At 46.5% G+C, this 15,485-nt stretch carries 20 protein-coding genes; all 20 read left to right on the forward strand.

Annotation, left to right across the window (positions count from 1 at the left end):
* A partial coding sequence (locus FYJ34_RS12845) for a hypothetical protein (RefSeq protein WP_206671414.1) occupies positions 1-231 on the forward strand: 231 nt, incomplete at its 5' end.
* The gene (locus FYJ34_RS00740; RefSeq protein ID WP_235899441.1) at positions 206-961 is read left to right on the forward strand and encodes a glucosaminidase domain-containing protein; all 756 of its coding nucleotides are present in this window, start codon (positions 206-208) and stop codon (positions 959-961) included. The genes FYJ34_RS12845 and FYJ34_RS00740, both read left to right, overlap by 26 nt.
* A 117-nt stretch (positions 962-1,078) precedes the next feature.
* Positions 1,079-1,324, forward strand: a complete 246-nt coding sequence (locus FYJ34_RS00745) for a hypothetical protein (RefSeq protein WP_154475353.1) — start codon at positions 1,079-1,081, stop codon at positions 1,322-1,324.
* 31 nt (positions 1,325-1,355) lie between these two features.
* Positions 1,356-1,916 (forward strand): hypothetical protein, encoded by a 561-nt coding sequence (locus FYJ34_RS00750; RefSeq protein WP_154475355.1) that lies wholly within the window; start codon positions 1,356-1,358, stop codon positions 1,914-1,916.
* 38 nt (positions 1,917-1,954) lie between these two features.
* Positions 1,955-2,296 carry a hypothetical protein gene (locus tag FYJ34_RS12670; protein WP_173017037.1) on the forward strand — a complete coding sequence of 114 codons (342 nt, stop codon included), beginning with the start codon at positions 1,955-1,957 and terminating at the stop codon, positions 2,294-2,296.
* 134 nt (positions 2,297-2,430) lie between these two features.
* A complete protein-coding gene (locus FYJ34_RS00755) occupies positions 2,431-2,988 on the forward strand; it encodes a conjugal transfer protein (RefSeq protein ID WP_173017038.1) in 558 nt (185 codons plus the stop codon).
* An 8-nt stretch (positions 2,989-2,996) separates the two neighbouring features.
* Positions 2,997-3,182, forward strand: a complete 186-nt coding sequence (locus tag FYJ34_RS00760; protein ID WP_173017039.1) for a conjugal transfer protein — start codon at positions 2,997-2,999, stop codon at positions 3,180-3,182.
* Positions 3,183-3,467: 285 nt separating this feature from the next.
* The gene (locus tag FYJ34_RS00765; protein WP_154475361.1) at positions 3,468-3,965 is read left to right on the forward strand and encodes an antirestriction protein ArdA; all 498 of its coding nucleotides are present in this window, start codon (positions 3,468-3,470) and stop codon (positions 3,963-3,965) included.
* Between the two features lie 6 nt (positions 3,966-3,971).
* On the forward strand, positions 3,972-4,271 hold the full coding sequence (locus FYJ34_RS00770) for a DUF4160 domain-containing protein (RefSeq protein WP_235899157.1): 300 nt from the start codon (positions 3,972-3,974) through the stop codon (positions 4,269-4,271).
* A 15-nt stretch (positions 4,272-4,286) separates the two neighbouring features.
* A complete protein-coding gene (locus FYJ34_RS00775) occupies positions 4,287-4,538 on the forward strand; it encodes a DUF2442 domain-containing protein (protein ID WP_154475363.1) in 252 nt (83 codons plus the stop codon).
* Between the two features lie 86 nt (positions 4,539-4,624).
* Positions 4,625-5,662 carry an IS30 family transposase gene (locus tag FYJ34_RS00780; protein WP_154475365.1) on the forward strand — a complete coding sequence of 346 codons (1,038 nt, stop codon included), beginning with the start codon at positions 4,625-4,627 and terminating at the stop codon, positions 5,660-5,662.
* Positions 5,663-5,897: 235 nt separating this feature from the next.
* Positions 5,898-6,542, forward strand: a complete 645-nt coding sequence (locus tag FYJ34_RS00785) for a redox-sensing transcriptional repressor Rex (protein WP_276959228.1) — start codon at positions 5,898-5,900, stop codon at positions 6,540-6,542.
* A 45-nt stretch (positions 6,543-6,587) separates the two neighbouring features.
* Positions 6,588-7,043 (forward strand): NAD(P)H-hydrate epimerase, encoded by a 456-nt coding sequence (locus FYJ34_RS00790; protein ID WP_154475367.1) that lies wholly within the window; start codon positions 6,588-6,590, stop codon positions 7,041-7,043.
* On the forward strand, positions 6,944-8,122 hold the full coding sequence (locus FYJ34_RS00795) for an NAD(P)H-hydrate dehydratase (RefSeq protein ID WP_173017040.1): 1,179 nt from the start codon (positions 6,944-6,946) through the stop codon (positions 8,120-8,122). Before FYJ34_RS00790 ends, FYJ34_RS00795 begins: the two co-directional genes overlap by 100 nt.
* Complete coding sequence (alr, locus tag FYJ34_RS00800; RefSeq protein WP_154475371.1) at positions 8,119-9,285, forward strand: alanine racemase; 1,167 nt, start codon at positions 8,119-8,121, stop codon at positions 9,283-9,285. Before FYJ34_RS00795 ends, alr begins: the two co-directional genes overlap by 4 nt.
* 43 nt (positions 9,286-9,328) lie before the next feature.
* Positions 9,329-10,123: a hemolysin family protein gene (locus tag FYJ34_RS00805; RefSeq protein WP_154475373.1), complete on the forward strand. Its 795-nt coding sequence runs from the start codon at positions 9,329-9,331 to the stop codon at positions 10,121-10,123.
* A gap of 44 nt (positions 10,124-10,167) precedes the next feature.
* Entirely contained in the window at positions 10,168-10,905 is a 738-nt protein-coding gene (locus FYJ34_RS00810; RefSeq protein WP_154475375.1) for a YebC/PmpR family DNA-binding transcriptional regulator, read from the forward strand.
* Between the two features lie 16 nt (positions 10,906-10,921).
* Entirely contained in the window at positions 10,922-11,680 is a 759-nt protein-coding gene (locus tag FYJ34_RS00815; protein ID WP_154475377.1) for a CFI-box-CTERM domain-containing protein, read from the forward strand.
* A 12-nt stretch (positions 11,681-11,692) separates the two neighbouring features.
* Entirely contained in the window at positions 11,693-14,203 is a 2,511-nt protein-coding gene (locus FYJ34_RS00820) for a DNA translocase FtsK (protein WP_154475379.1), read from the forward strand.
* 28 nt (positions 14,204-14,231) lie between these two features.
* Entirely contained in the window at positions 14,232-15,425 is a 1,194-nt protein-coding gene (locus tag FYJ34_RS00825; RefSeq protein WP_154475381.1) for a chitobiase/beta-hexosaminidase C-terminal domain-containing protein, read from the forward strand.
* Positions 15,426-15,485 lie beyond the last annotated feature (60 nt).

A 15,485-nucleotide genomic window follows, 5' to 3' on the forward strand; every position in this document is an offset into this window, starting at 1 on the left:
TTATTTCTGTTGGTTGGACTTCTTGCGGGATCTGTGGAAGAAGAGACGGTAGGAGGAAGTACAGAGTGGGCTGGATATAACCTTCCGGCGTGGATTACGGACGAGATGATGGAAGCTTTTACGGGACGCAAAAAGAATATGGAGTGCCAGTATCCACCGGTTATCTCAGGCGATCGTGGAAAGCACAGGAAGTTACGGCGCCGGAATGTCTGGGTTGGCTTATTATCATAAAAACTTATTTGGAATAAAAGGAAGGAGTGGAAGTCCTTATGTTTCAGGGGTTGCTGTCATGGGAACACAAGAACAAGCGGCAGGAGGTGGAATGTATGCCATTCAGGCTGGTTTTTCAGAATATAAAAGTTATAAAGACTGTATTTATGATAGAGCCTTGATGATTACAACGCTTAGTTACTATGCAGCGTGTGACCAGTATAAAAATTTAAATGATGGGAAGTATACCAAAGAGCAGGCAAACCAATATTGCAAAGCCTTTGCCAGTAGCTGGGCAACCAGTCAGGTATATTATGAACATAATGTGAAAATTATGGAACAGTATAATCTGTATCAGTTTGATAACTTGACGTATGAACAGTTCCTGAAGCTGAAGGAGGGTGGATCTGGTTTTCCAGCCAATGTTGTTTACAATGGAAAAATAACTGAAAAGATGAAACAAGTGGTGGCTATTGCCGGAGGGAATCGTTCTGCTTTTCCTTGTACAGCAAATTATTGTGCAGCCTGGGTATCTGGCGTCTATCAGGCAGCAGGGCTTGGTTCCATCTCTGGTAATGCGATTGATATGTGGAATAACTATAAATATACGGGTTCTACGGATCAAGGAAATATTCCGCCAGGAGCAGTGGTGTGCAGTTCCGGATGGGGTATGATGGTTCGATTTATGGTCATGTTGGAATTTATCTGGGGAATGGGATGGTGGCGAACAATAAAGGATATTTTGCTGTAGAAACCATGTCGGAATTTTTGGCTTGGCAGACCGCTACGTGCCAGGGACACACTGGCTGGATTGGATGGGTTATGCCGATTAATTTAATGGACTGATATTAACCAGGAGGAATGAAAAATGATAGTTTTAACAAGAGGGGTTTCTTATCATTGTGAGAAAGACCATAAGTTTTTTGATTTTGTACAGGAGAGCCTTAGAAGATTTTTAAATGGAGACTGGGGAAATGTAGGTGGAGAAGATAGGGCATTAAATGATGCGGAACCAGCGTTTGCATTAGGGGCTTATGCGGATGAACAGAATCAAGAGGTGTGGATCAAACGTGATGAAGGCACGATAACTATTTTGTTTCCATCAGAATATTAGGAGGAGTACCCATGAATAAGAAAAGAAGAGTATGGATCGGATTTTGGCGTGTGTGATTGCATTACTTGGCTGTGCGTGTTTTTACTATTTTGAAAAAACGGAAGATAGTGGGAAAGCAGTAAAGAAGGAACAGGTGAAGGAGAAGCGAAAAGAGATAACAAAAAAACAAGAGGCAAAGATGACAGAAGCAGCTTTGAAGGAAGAAATTACTTCGAAAAAGTGGAGTAAGGAAAAGGCAGAGGAAATGGTTCCTCTTCCAGATGAGGAAGAATTATTACCGAAGGAAGAAGGTGGAATCGCTGATGATGAAGGAGTCTATGAGCCGGACACATTAAAGATACACGAACGGGTGGAATTGAAGCAACAGTTGACCAAAGAAGAATATAAGATTTATGAATTGACTTTGATGGCGTGGCTGGAAGATCAGAAAGAATATCGTAAAAGTGTTTATGTAACGGGAATAGAGCTGGAAGGGGACATTGTAACTGTTTATTTGACTTTCCAGCATGAGGATATTTCAAAGCCTTATCGGCATATTAAAAGTAAATTTCATAAGGATATACAGGCGGTAGAGTTTGCTTATCAGGAATAGATTGCTGGAAAAGAGATTCGGAAAAAGGAGTGAATGGTATGATGAATGATGTTATGGAAATTTTGATGCTGCGAAGTAAATTGGAAAAAATGGAGCCGGAGGAGATTTTAAAGATGGCGGAGGTATTAGGTTATGCCTCTGTTACACTGGATTTAGAAAAAAACCTGATGATTGAAGTGTTTTTAGAAGAGAAGAGAAAGGCAGAAGAAAAGAAAAAGAGAAGATTTTACAGGAAACAGGAAACGTGCAGTTGGCGCAGGAAATTTCTGATCAGAAGTATGTTTCTGCCAGAGAGCAGAAGAGAAAACAAAAGCAAGAAGAGAGAACACGAAAAAAGGAGGAAAAAAGGAAAAAAAAGAAAGAATCACAAGGGATTGTAAAGAGATCTGATCGTTGGCTTGGTAGAAAAGTATACCGAGCCATTTTTTTATGGGTGTTGTTTGGCTGCGGTTTTGCTTTTGCAGTTTATAAGAATTTTACTGGAATTGATCGTCATACAGTGCATGAAAAGGAAGTGGTTCAGGAAGTCTTGCTGGACACGAATGCATTGGAAAATTTTGCTTCTGATTTTTTGAAGGTGTATTTTTCCTGGACAGAAGAAACAACGGTAGAAGAGCGAGAGAAGCAGTTGGGCAAGTTTTTGCCGGAAACACTTCTGGATTACGGAATGGATATGAACAGACAGACTGAAAAGAAGCTTGCTTCTACAGTAGAAGATGTAAGGGTCTGGAATGTGAAGCGTTTAGGGAGAGATTATGCTATTACGGCAGAACTGGTATATCAGTTGGTACAGCAGCCAGAAGAAGAGGAAACTGCACAGTCTAAAAAGAAAAGAGTGCAAGAATGCTATCAGGTTGTGATTCATGCCGAGAAAAAAGGAATGAAAGTGACCAGGCTTCCTGTCCCGGTGAATATTTCTAAATTTGTCTCATATGTTCCGAAGCAGGCAGTCTCTGATCCGACAGTGGAAGATTCTTTGAAAAAAGAGATTCATTTATTTTTGAAGGATTTCTTCCAGGTTTATCCGTCTTTGAAAGCATCTGAAATGAAATATTATGTGAAGGGGGAGTAATGCCCAGGATGGAAGATCCAAATTTTGAATTAAAGGATCAACCTGTTGTGGCGATCCTTTCCGGAAATAAGAAAGAAGCAGAAGTGGAAGTATTTGTGACGTATGAGAGAAAGGATTCAAAGGTATTGCAGACGTTTCAATATCACTTAAAACTGAAAAAAGGTGATAACTGGAAAATCGTGGATCGCCAGTAAGCGTAAGGGAACCGTGAAACAATGAGAAATTTAGATGAAAAACGGAAAGAGTGGGTGTGGATCAGAGACAGAAGAAAGAAATTGCTCCGCAGAAAAGCGGAAGCAGAGAAACTATTTTGTCAAATGCGGAAGGATTCTATGTTCAGGAAGATCTATTCCGACGTCCCACTTTTTTCTTATTTAGGACACGTGGAAGATGAGTTGGAGACATTAGAAGAGCGTATGTGGTACGCAGAAGGAGAGTACGCTGCCGATAATCCATTTTTAAAATAGGAGGAAGCAGAAATGGAAGGACGAGTATACATTGTTAATTTAAAAGCTTATACCGAAGGAAAGGATTTAGGAAGCTGGTTTTCTATGCCGGTGAATCCGGATGAGGTAGATTCACGGTTAAATCTTCGCAATGGAGAAGCGGAGATCGCTATTCATGATTCAGATTTGCCGTTTCCGGTTGATGAGTATATGTCTTTGGAAGAATTGAATAAAGAGTGGGCATGTTTCGAGGAGCTGCCGGAAGATTTCCAAAAGGATGTGAAAGTGTTAGTGGGACGTTATGGAAATGTGGAGGCAATCATAGAAAATGTGGAGAATATAATTTTCTATGATGGAATACATGAAAGCTGTGATTTAGCTGAGTTTTGTCTTAAGGAAAAGGGAGTTCTGGAAGAAGTGCCTAAGGAAGTAAGGGACTATATTGACTATGAATCTATGGGGCGAGACATGGAGCTTAACGGTCAATTTATATGGGGTAAAAACGGGGTTTTTGAAATCCTCAGGGTGTAAAAGTTTATGAAGACAAATATAGAAGCTTATGGTAAAATGGAGGAAAGAAAAGTGCCAGTAATTAGTATGTTTGCAGGAATGAAGATTTCTATGAATTTTATTGAAAGGGAGCATAATCCGCCGCATATTCATGTGGTAAGCGGAGAACATTCCTGTATGATAGATATAAGGACAGGAGAATTTGTAGAGGGGAATTTGCCTAAAAAGAAAGAAGAAATTATAAAAGAGTGGGTATCGCTTCATCAGGAGGAGCTATTATTTATTTGGAATTCACAGGAGTTTATTAGAATAGAACCATATAAATAAAAAGGAGGGATATGTATGTTGTCTTACAGGGGAAAGGATCTTAGATTGATTGGAGATGGAGTGTTGGAAGTGGATTTTACAGATGGAGAAAAAAGGCGATATGATATGAGGCGATTAATCCCCAGACATCCAATTGTTCAAAGGTTAATCGATAAGCCGGAGTTATTTAAGAAAGGTAAACTCTTTCATAACGGCATGACTGTATATTGGAATGATGACATTGATGTAAGTATTATGACTGTCTATGAATGTGGAGAAGTAATTTAAAGAGTGGGTTAAGGGGGAACTGTTAGGTTCTCCCTTTTTTTGATTTAGAGGAAAAGGATAGTAGATTATCAATATAGGAATGAGATATGAAAAAGAAGAGAACATTTAAACATTTGTCCTCTTTTGAGCGTGGAAGAATTGCAGAAATGTATGAGAGGGGATCATCGTATTATGCAATCGGAAAGAAACTGGGACGTTCAGCGTCTACGATTCGAGCAGAGATTCAGAGAGGAACGGTAAAACAGATAAAAAAGGGATATAAGGAAGTAGAACGATATTTTCCGGAAGCGGGACAGTACAGGTATGAGCAGAATAGAAAAGCGTGCATGCAACCGTACAGATGTGATAGAAAAGAATGTAAGAAGTTTATAGCATATGTTGAACGTGAAATTTTAGAAAAGAAGCAAAGTGTGGATGGAATTATTGGAAGAGCTAAGAAGTTGAAATTGTTTTCTCCGGAGGAAATGGTATGTACGACTACTTTCTATTCTTACATAGAAAAACAGTTGGTACACGTCCGTAATATAGATCTGCCTTTGAGGGTTCGTTACAGGAGAAAGAAGCAAGTGGTGATTCCGACACAGAAACGGATTTTTGGAACCAGTATAGAAAAAAGACCTGAGGAAGTAAATTTGCGTGCAGACTTTGGACATTGGGAAATTGATCTGGTGATTGGAAAGATTGAAAAGGATGAAGCATTGCTTGTACTCACGGAGAGAAAGACACGGAAGGAGTTTATCGAAAAGATTAAAAGAAAAACGAATGAGGAAGTGAGAAAAGGGCTGTCTCGCATATTTAAAAGAGCCGGGCATGTAGAAAGTATTTTTCAGACGATCACAAGTGATAATGGTTCGGAATTTTCGAGGCTGCACGAGTTGGAAAAGTCCAGGAGCATTCAGGTGTACTACGCTCATCCATATGCAGCATATGAAAGGGGAAGTAATGAACGGAACAATGGATTGATCCGTTATAGGATTCCGAAGCATACCAGTATTAAAAGGTACAGTAAAAAACAGATTTCGGAGATAGAAGAATGGATCAACAAAAAGCCTAGGCGGATTTTTGGGTATCTGACGGCGGATGAAATGTTTGAAAAGGAAGTTTCACGCTTTTCTTCCGCTTGATCCGGGAAAGGTGGCTGGGTAGAGAATAGTAGATCAGCAAGTCAAGAGGGGTCTTGGCTTTGTTTTGTTGCCTATATATTGGTATATTTTCCGGAAATCAGGAAGACAAAGGTCTGGAGAAATTATGGTGATAAAAAATTAAAAAAATATTTCTATTTGATATTGACATCTCCAAATGGAATTCTATATAATAATGACAAAATGATAGCGACAAAACCTATGGGAGGACAAAATAGTGGAAGAAAGAGAAATTTCACAGGCTGTGATCCGCAGGCTGCCAAGATATTATCGTTATTTGGGAGAACTTTTGGAAAATGGAATGGAAAGGATCTCCTCAAATGACCTGAGCAAGCGCATGAAAGTGACGGCATCCCAGATCCGTCAGGACCTGAACAATTTCGGCGGATTCGGACAGCAGGGATACGGCTACAATGTCAAATATCTTTACACGGAAATCGGAAAGATCCTGGGTCTGGAGCAGGATCATAACATCATCATCATCGGAGCAGGAAATCTGGGACAGGCGCTGGCCAATTACGCCGCTTTTGAGAGCAGAGGGTTTATCCTGAAAGGGATCTTCGATGTAAATCCCAGACTGGAGGGAGTGACGATCCGAGGAGTTCCCATCCGCATGATGGATGAGATCAATTCTTTCGTGAAGAATAACGAGGTGGAGATCGCCGTTTTGACGATTCCGAAAGATAAGGCGCTTGAAGTTGCAGACCGTCTGGTGGAAAACGGAGTCAGGGCGATCTGGAATTTTGCCCACACAGATCTGAATCTTCCGGATCATATCATTGTGGAAAACGTGCATCTGTCAGAAAGTCTGATGCAGTTGTCTTATAATATCAGCAGATACAAGGAAGAACATCGCAAATAACGATACATACAGACGTGTAACAAAGAGAGTGTGGGGAGGACAGTCTTGCTGTTACACGTCCTTTTTTATGAAGGAGGGGAAGAGCCGGTGAGAATGCTGCTGACAAAAGAGCAGATGAAACAGGCGGACGCATACACCATCTCACAAAAAGGGATCCCGGCGGAGACTTTGATGGAGCGGGCGGCCTTTGCTTTTGTGGAGGCGCTGCTGAAAAGAAAGACGGATCTGCCCAGGGTCTGTGTTTTATGCGGAACAGGCAACAATGGAGGAGACGGCCTTGCTATTGCCAGGATCCTGAAGGAGCGGAATGTGGACGTGACGGTGGTGGTCACAGGCGATCAAAAAAAGGCAGTCCGCTTTTTTTCTGGGAGATGCAGCGCCTATTGGAGAGGGGATGCCGGATGGAGAAAGAATACCGGGAGGAGGACGGCGATCTGCTGGTGGACGCTATGTTTGGCGTGGGTCTTTCCAGGGAACTGTCGCCCCGGGATCAGGAGCTGATCCGGCGTCTAAACGCCATGAAAAAAGAAGTCTGGGCGGTGGATGTGCCTTCCGGCGTTTGCGCCTCCACCGGAAAGATCTACGGAGAAGCATTAAAAGCGCAGGTAACCGTCACCTTTCAGGCGGAAAAGCCAGGTCTCTTTCTCTTTCCCGGGAAGCAGTATGCGGGGGAAATCCTCTGCAGGGATATCGGGATCTCTTTGGACGGGGTTCAGGAAAAGGACGCCTGCTTTCTTCTGGAACAGGAGGAATACCGACAGCTTCTGCCGCTTCGGAAAGAAGATTCCCACAAGGGGACTTATGGAAAAATCCTTCTGATAGCAGGAAGCAGAGGGATGGCGGGAGCAGCCTATTTAAGCGGACAGGCCGCTTATATGAGCGGGGCGGGGATGGTGCGAATCTATACTCCGGCAGAAAACAGGGTCATTTTGCAGACCCTTCTGCCCCAGGCGATGGTCAGTGAATATGAAAGCTTTGACCGAAATCAATTGCTGGAACTGCTGGACTGGGCGGATGCAGTGACCATCGGGCCGGGAATGGGAACAGGAGCCGATGCGGATCAGATCCTGGAAACCGTACTCAAAGAAAGCGGCCTTCCTTGCGTGATCGATGCAGACGGCCTGAATCTTCTGGCACAGAGGAAGCTAAAGAGAAAGCAGTTTTTGGGAAGAGCGGTAATACTGACGCCTCACATCGGGGAAATGAGCCGGCTGCTGCAGTGCCCGGCAGAGCGGTGGAAAGAAGAGAGGATAGAAGTCCTGCGGGAATTTGTGAGAGACTATCAGGTGACCTGTATCCTGAAGGATGCCAGGACCCTGGTGGCAGACGAAAGGAGGATGGCTTTGAACCTGACGGGGAACCAATCGGTGGCCAAAGCAGGATCCGGCGACATCCTGTCCGGTATTTTGACGGCGCTTCTGGCACAGGGAATGGATCCCTGGGAGGCGGGAGCGCTGGGGGTCTGGCTCCACGGGCGGGCGGCAGACCTTGCGAGAGAGCAAAAGGGAAGCTACAGTGTTTTGGAAAAAGATTTTCTGGAAAGTCTGGGAAGGGTATGGAAAGAGGAGGAAGAAAGATGAAAACATATGCAAGAGCTTGTGCGAAGATCAATTTGGATGCCATTGAATCCAATGTGGAACAGATGAAAGCGAACCTGAAGGAAGGCACCAGGATGCTGACCGTTCTGAAAGCAGACGGCTGTGGCCACGGAGCCCTGCCGGTGGCACATCTTTTGGAAGAAAAAGAATATCTCTGGGGATTTGCCGTGGCGACGCTGGACGAGGCGATGGTTCTGAGGAAAGACGGAGTAAAAAAGCCGGTTCTGGTGCTTGGTTGTATTTTTCCGGAACAGAGGGCAGAGGCGATCTCCCATGAGATACGGCAGACGGTATATACTGTGAAAATGGCAGAGGAGATAGCACACCTTGCACAGGAAATGGGGAAGGATGCCTATGTGCATGTGAAACTGGATACAGGAATGTCCAGACTCGGATTTCCGGCCAGAGAAGAAAGTGTAGAACAGATCCGGCAGATCGCAGGTCTGCCCGGTTTGAAGGCAGAGGGGATGTTTACCCACTTCGCAAAGGCGGACGAGACAGACAAAACGTTTACCAACCGGCAGATCGAGGCATACTGCTTTGTCCGCAGAAGGCTGGAGGAAGAAGGCGTGACATTTCCCATCTACCACTGCTCCAACAGCGCCGCTATCATTGATATGCCGGAAGCAAATATGGATATGGTGCGGGCAGGGATCGCCATCTACGGACTGTATCCCTCCGAGGAAGTGAAGAAAGAGGCGGTAAAGCTGACGCCGGCTATGGAGTGGATCAGTCATGTGGCACACGTAAAGTGGGTGGAGGCAGGAACCCCTGTCAGTTACGGAGGAACCTTTGTGACAGAAAGACCTACACGGATCGCCACCGTTCCCATCGGATATGCGGACGGATATCCCAGAAGTCTTTCCAACAAGGGATATGTGTTGATCCGGGGCCAGAAAGCGCCTATTCTGGGAAGAGTATGCATGGATCAGATGATGGTAGATGCGACCGAAATAGAAGGGACGGCATTTGGAGACAGAGTGACACTGGTAGGAAGAGACGGAAAGGAAGAGATCAGCATCCAGATCCTGGCAGAGCTTTCCGAAAGGTTTAATTATGAATTTGCCTGCGATATCAGCAAACGCGTTCCCCGGGAATACTGGAGAGGCGGAAAACGGGTGGCGCAGATCGATTATTTCGCATAGAAATGCGCAGGCAAGCATCAAAAAAGGAGAAATTAAACAGCTTATGGAAGAAGGAAGTTTATTCCATCGCATGAAATATCTGTTTCAGACAGAGGATGAGATGGGAGAAGAAACACAAAAGGAAGCGGCGGGATTGATCCGCAATATCTTAAGGTATCTGGACAAAGAAGCCGGCGACATCATGACCCACAGAAAGCATATCGTGGCCATCGACGGGAATAAATCTTTGGAGGCGGCGCTGAAATTTATGCTGTCCGAAAGCTTTTCCAGATTTCCGATCTACGGGGAGGATATCGATGAGATCATCGGGATCCTCCACCTAAGAGACGCTATGACGGCTTATTTCCGGGAGGAACTAAGACAGGTTCCCATCCGGGAGCTTGCGGAATATATCCGACCGGTAACCTTTATTCCCGAGACAAAGAGCATTGATACGCTGTTTCGGGAAATGCAGGCGGAAAAAAGCCACATGACCATTGTACTGGACGAGTACGGACAGACCTCGGGTCTGGTAGCCATGGAGGACATCCTGGAGGAGATCGTAGGAAATATCCTGGATGAATATGACGAAGAAGAGATCCAGATCCTCCGTCAGGCAGACGGGAGCTACCTGGCAAAGGGACTGATGGAGCTGGAAGAGCTGGAAGAAGTGATACCGGTGGTGTTTGAAAAGGAGGAATACGAGACGCTGAACGGATTTCTCATTGCACAGCTGGATCGGATCCCTGCCGAGGACGAAAAAGAACAGGTAGAATACGAAGGCTGGCTTTTTACGATCCTCCAGGTGGACAACAATATCATTCAGAGAGTTAAGATTGAAAAAAGAAAAGAAGAATGATAGAATAGGCAACGTGTGATAAAAATCAAGTGAAGGAGAAAAAGATGTCCGGACATTCTAAATTTGCAAACATCAAACATAAAAAAGAAAAAAACGATGCCGCCAAAGGAAAGATCTTTACCAAACTGGGGAAGGAGCTGGCAGTGGCAGTCAAGGAAGGCGGAAGTGCGGATCCTGCCAATAACAGCCGCCTGCGGGATGTGATCGCAAAGGCGAAGGCCAACAATATGCCAAACGATACCATCGAACGCAACATCAAAAAAGCGGACGGGGACGCCAACGCGGCAAACTACGAGCATATTACCTACGAAGGATACGGGCCGGGAGGCACAGCTATTATTGTGGAGACCCTGACTGACAACAAGAACAGGACAGCCTCCAACGTAAAAAATGCTTTCACGAAGGGTAGCGGAAGCGTAGGAACGCCGGGATGTGTCTCCTTTATGTTTGATAAAAAGGGACAGATCATTATTGACAAGGAAGAGTACGAGGGAGACGGAGACGAACTGATGATGCTGGCTCTGGATGCCGGAGCAGAAGACTTTGAGGAGCAGGAGGACAGCTACGAGATCGTGACGGCTCCGGAAGAGTTTGGTCAGGTGCGGATCGCGCTGGAAGAGCAGGGGATCCCTATGGCGGCAGCAGAGGTGACCATGATCCCCCAGACGTATGTAAAGCTGACAGATGCAAAGGACATCGCTGGGATCCAAAAGACGATGGATCTGCTGGAGGATGACGACGACGTGCAGGATGTGTACCACAACTGGGAAATGGAAGCATAAGAGTCAGGAGAACAGGATGAAGGATTATACAGAGCTGCTCCCGCAGCTGTTTGAGGAAATGCTGGGACAGATAAAGTATTTTAAAAAGAAGACATATCAGGATCTGTTTGAATCGCTTTTTGAGAAGCACAGACCTCTCATGGAGGCGCTTCAGGAATCTTATGAGTCAGAGGAGGATTTCCTGGATCGGACGGCGGGGATCATCCCGGATTATGCCCAGGAAAAGCTTTCCCATCTGTCCAAAGGAAAACGGGAGGTACAGATGGTGGATTATAATATGAGCATGGCGGTCTACATCGTTCCTCTGTTGAAGTATTCCAGACAGGAGGGTCCTGCCAGACTGGCAAAGGAAATGGTGATCCGATGGAATGAGAAAAAAATGATGCCGCTGATCCTGCAGGAATCTTCCTATGAAGAAATTTCCGGAGGATTTAAGAAAGGCTTCTGCTATATTACGACAGCCATCTGCAAAAGCAGAGGATTGCCGGATGACTGTGAAGAACTGACGATGCTGCGCAGCTACCGGGATACATATCTTTTGGCGACGGAAGAGGGCAGGATGCTGGTGGAGGACTATTACGACACGGCTCCGGTGCTGGTGCAGTGTCTGGATATGCGGAAAGACGCGGCAAGGATTTATGAAAGACTGTATAAAAAAGAACTGACGGAATGTCTTTCTCTGATCAGGGCGGGACAAAACGAGATGTGCAAAGAACGATATGTGGACATGGTGAAACACCTGCAGAGATCTTACGGGGGGACCTGTACACATTAAGGGGGAAAAAACATGGCGGCAAAGTCCACCAAAAAAACACAGACAACAAAAAGAAGTACCGGCACAAAAAAAACCGGGGCAACCGGAAAAAGGAAGACGGCAGCGAGGAAGACCGGAACCGGCAGAAAGAAAGCCGGCACATCCGGAGGAGATCTGGGGTTTCTGAAACTGGAAACGGTTATCTGGACGCTGCTGACACTGTATGTATTGATGTTTATCAGCAATCTGGGGATAGGCGGAGCAGTCGGCCGCTTTATCTCCGGTCTTCTTTTTAGTGGGTTTGGGTGGATGTCCTATCCCCTTCCGATCCTCTTGTTTTTTGGGACTATTTTTGGTGTGGCCAACAGACGCAACAAAAGGGTATACGGAAAACTTCTGGCCTCTGTTTTATGCTTTGTCATGGTCTGCACCCTGCTTCAGCTGATGGATGGAAAAGGAGGCGGCATGGGAGGGAAAATGGAACAGCTTCTGGCTCCCAATCTGGGAGTGGCAGGGGCCTATGTGATCACCTTTGTCCTTCTGATCCTTTCCTTTGTCTATCTGTCGGGCAAGTCTGCGCTGAAGGGGATTCGGGATCATGGTCAAAGACTGTTTGAGAGGATCCGGGAGAGCGCATCAGCCAAAAGAGAGGCTGTCAGACAGAAAAGACAGGAAGAAAGAGCTTTTCGGGAAGCACAAAGAGCGACAGAAGCACAGGAGGAAGAGCTTCCGTGGGAGGAAGCTTTTGTGCCTCTGCCGGGAGCACGGAAAAGAAGAGACAGAAAAGTGGAGGGCGTTTCTTTCGATACTTCCATCGTAGGGGCGTCTCCGGAAGTAAGAGAGCTGTCGTCCTATGATCAAAAGACAGAAGAGGCAGGAGAAAAAACAGAAACAGAACCGGTTCCGGTGATCCAAAGGGGAGACACAAGGCAGGAGGAGGCAGAGCTTCCGGAAGAGGAAGCTCTGACGGCAAAGAGAAAGAAGCATCTGGAGAAAAACGAGGCGAAAAAAGGAATTGAGGAAGTGGAAAAAGAGGCGGTAAGGCAGTCCTCCATGCGTCCTCACACCTATGTACGTCCGCCTCTTACCCTTCTGAAAAAAGGAAAGCGGGGGACGGGAGAATCTGATGCCAGCCTCAGGGAAACGTCCATGAAGCTGCAGCAGACGTTAAAGACTTTCGGCGTCAATGTGACGGTGACCAATATCAGCTGCGGTCCCTCCGTGACCAGATATGAGCTGCAGCCGGAGATGGGAGTGAAGGTGAGTAAGATCGTAGGCCTGTCAGATGACATCAAGTTAAATCTGGCAGCGGCAGATATCCGGATCGAAGCGCCGATTCCCGGAAAAGCGGCGGTGGGGATCGAGGTGCCCAACAAGGAAAATTCAGCGGTAATGCTGCGGGATCTATTGGAATCGGAAGCTTTCCAGCGCAGCGAGTCCCGCCTTGCGTTTGCAGCAGGAAAGGATATCGGCGGCAAGCCGGTGGTGGCAGACCTTGCCAAAATGCCGCATGTGCTGATCGCGGGAGCGACAGGTTCGGGAAAATCTGTCTGCATCAATACGCTGATCATGAGTATTCTGTATAAGGCGTCGCCGGAAGAAGTAAAACTGATCATGATCGACCCGAAGGTGGTGGAGCTTAGCGTTTACAACGATATCCCCCACCTGATGATCCCGGTGGTAACAGATCCTAAAAAAGCAGCCGGAGCCTTGAACTGGGGCGTGGCGGAGATGACAAGACGGTATCAGGAGTTTGCTTCCATGAATGTCCGGGATATCAAAGGATACAACGCGAAAATATCTCATCTTCCCGATACGGAAGAGGGAGAAAAGCCCAAAAAAATGCCGCAGATCGTCATTATTGTGGATGAGCTGGCAGATCTGATGATGGTGGCTCCGGGAGATGTGGAGGAAGCTATCTGCCGTCTGGCTCAGCTGGCCAGGGCGGCGGGAATCCATCTGGTACTCGCTACCCAGAGACCTTCCGTCAATGTCATTACGGGACTGATCAAGGCAAACATGCCGTCCCGTATTGCGTTTTCTGTTTCTTCCGGAGTGGATTCCAGAACCATCATTGATATGAACGGAGCGGAAAAGCTGCTGGGAAAAGGAGACATGCTGTTTTATCCCACCGGCTATCAGAAGCCGGCAAGAGTCCAGGGCGCTTTCGTGACGGACAAGGAGGTACAGGATGTGGTGCATTTCCTGAAGTCCAATCATCAGGAAGCTTCTTACGACGAAGAGGTGATCACCCAGGTCAATGCCGGTAACTTTGGAGAAAAAGCAGAGGGATCTGCGCCAGGCGGGGAAGAAAAAGACGCCTATTTTGCGGAGGCGGGAAGGCTGATCACCGACAAGGAAAAAGCTTCGATCGGAATGATGCAGCGTGCCTTTAAGATAGGATTCAACCGGGCGGCCCGGATCATGGATCAGTTGTGCGAGGCCGGGGTCGTGGGACCGGAAGAAGGGACAAAGCCCAGGAAGGTCCTGATGACGTCAGCCGAATTTGAGGACTTCCTCGGCGAAACGGCAGAGAATAGATAAGGAGAGAGGAAAGAAGGGAGTGTGCGGTATGAAATGCCCAAATTGCGGATCCTTCATGAAAGAGGAAGAAATGCGGTGCAGACGATGCGGATATGCCATACAGATGGTTCCGGACTACAACCCCCTGGAAGACTATCTGGCAGGAGAAATTTCCGGCAGAAATATTTCCGATCCGGTCAGCAGAAATACAACGGCAGAAAGCACGATGCAAAGAAGGCGGCAGAGCACCTGGACCTCTTCCCCAAAGAAGTCTTCCTATGACGAACGGGAAAGGCGCAGAAAACAGCTAGCCAGAAAGCGGCAGGCGCAAAAAAAGAGAAGGCTCAGATTTCTGGGAGTAGCGGTTCTTCTGATCCTGGTACTGATCCTGGGAGGGATCGGGCTTTACCGGACAACCTACAGCGGTCTGGTGGGAAGAGGGAAAAAGGCTCTTCAAAATCAGGAATATGAGAAAGCGAAAAGCCTGTTTCAAAGGGCGCTGAAAAAAAATGAAAAGAAGCCGGGAGCATACGAAGGACTTGCAAAAACTTATGTTGCCGCGGGAGAGAAAGAAAAAGCAGAACCCCTGTTTCAGGAGGCAATAAAAAAGCAGCCGGGAAATGTGGAGATCTACGAAGCGCTGATCCGATATTATATGCGGGAAAAAGAAACGGAGAAGATCCCGTCGCTTTTGGAGGACGCCCGGGAATCGGTAGCGGAAGCGCTGAAGGATTATGTGATAAAGAAACCGGGATTTAGTCTGGATGACGTGCCGGTCTATGACGACGTGCAGGAGCTGACCCTTCGTGCGAAGAAGGGGCAGACGATCCGTTACACAACAGACGGGACAGCGCCTACGCTGAAAAGTCAGGAGTATACGGAGGCGATCCAGTTGGAAGAGGGAGAAACCGTGATCATCGCCATAGCGGTAGATGAAAGAAATATCCCAAGTCTTCCCCAGAAAAAGACCTATATGGTGGAGTTTCCGGTGGAGGATGCCCCGGCTGTTTCTCCTTCGACGGGACAGTATTCGGAGGCAAAGCAAATAGAGATCAAGGTTCCGGAAGGGTATGAGGCTTACTATACCCTGGATAAAACAGAACCCACCACTTCTTCCACCAAGTACACAGGACCAGTGGAGATGCCGCAGGGAGAAACGCTGTTTAAGGCTATCCTGGTCAATAAAAAGGGGAAAACAAGTGCGGTGACTACTCGGAACTATCTGTTGGAACCGGGAAATTAAGGAAACTATATTGAAACAATTTTAACAAAATCCCATGAAAAAACTGAAAAATAAGAAGGA

The sequence above is a fragment of the Suipraeoptans intestinalis genome, assembly GCF_009696485.1.
Classification (GTDB): Bacteria; Bacillota; Clostridia; order Lachnospirales; family Lachnospiraceae; genus Suipraeoptans; species Suipraeoptans intestinalis.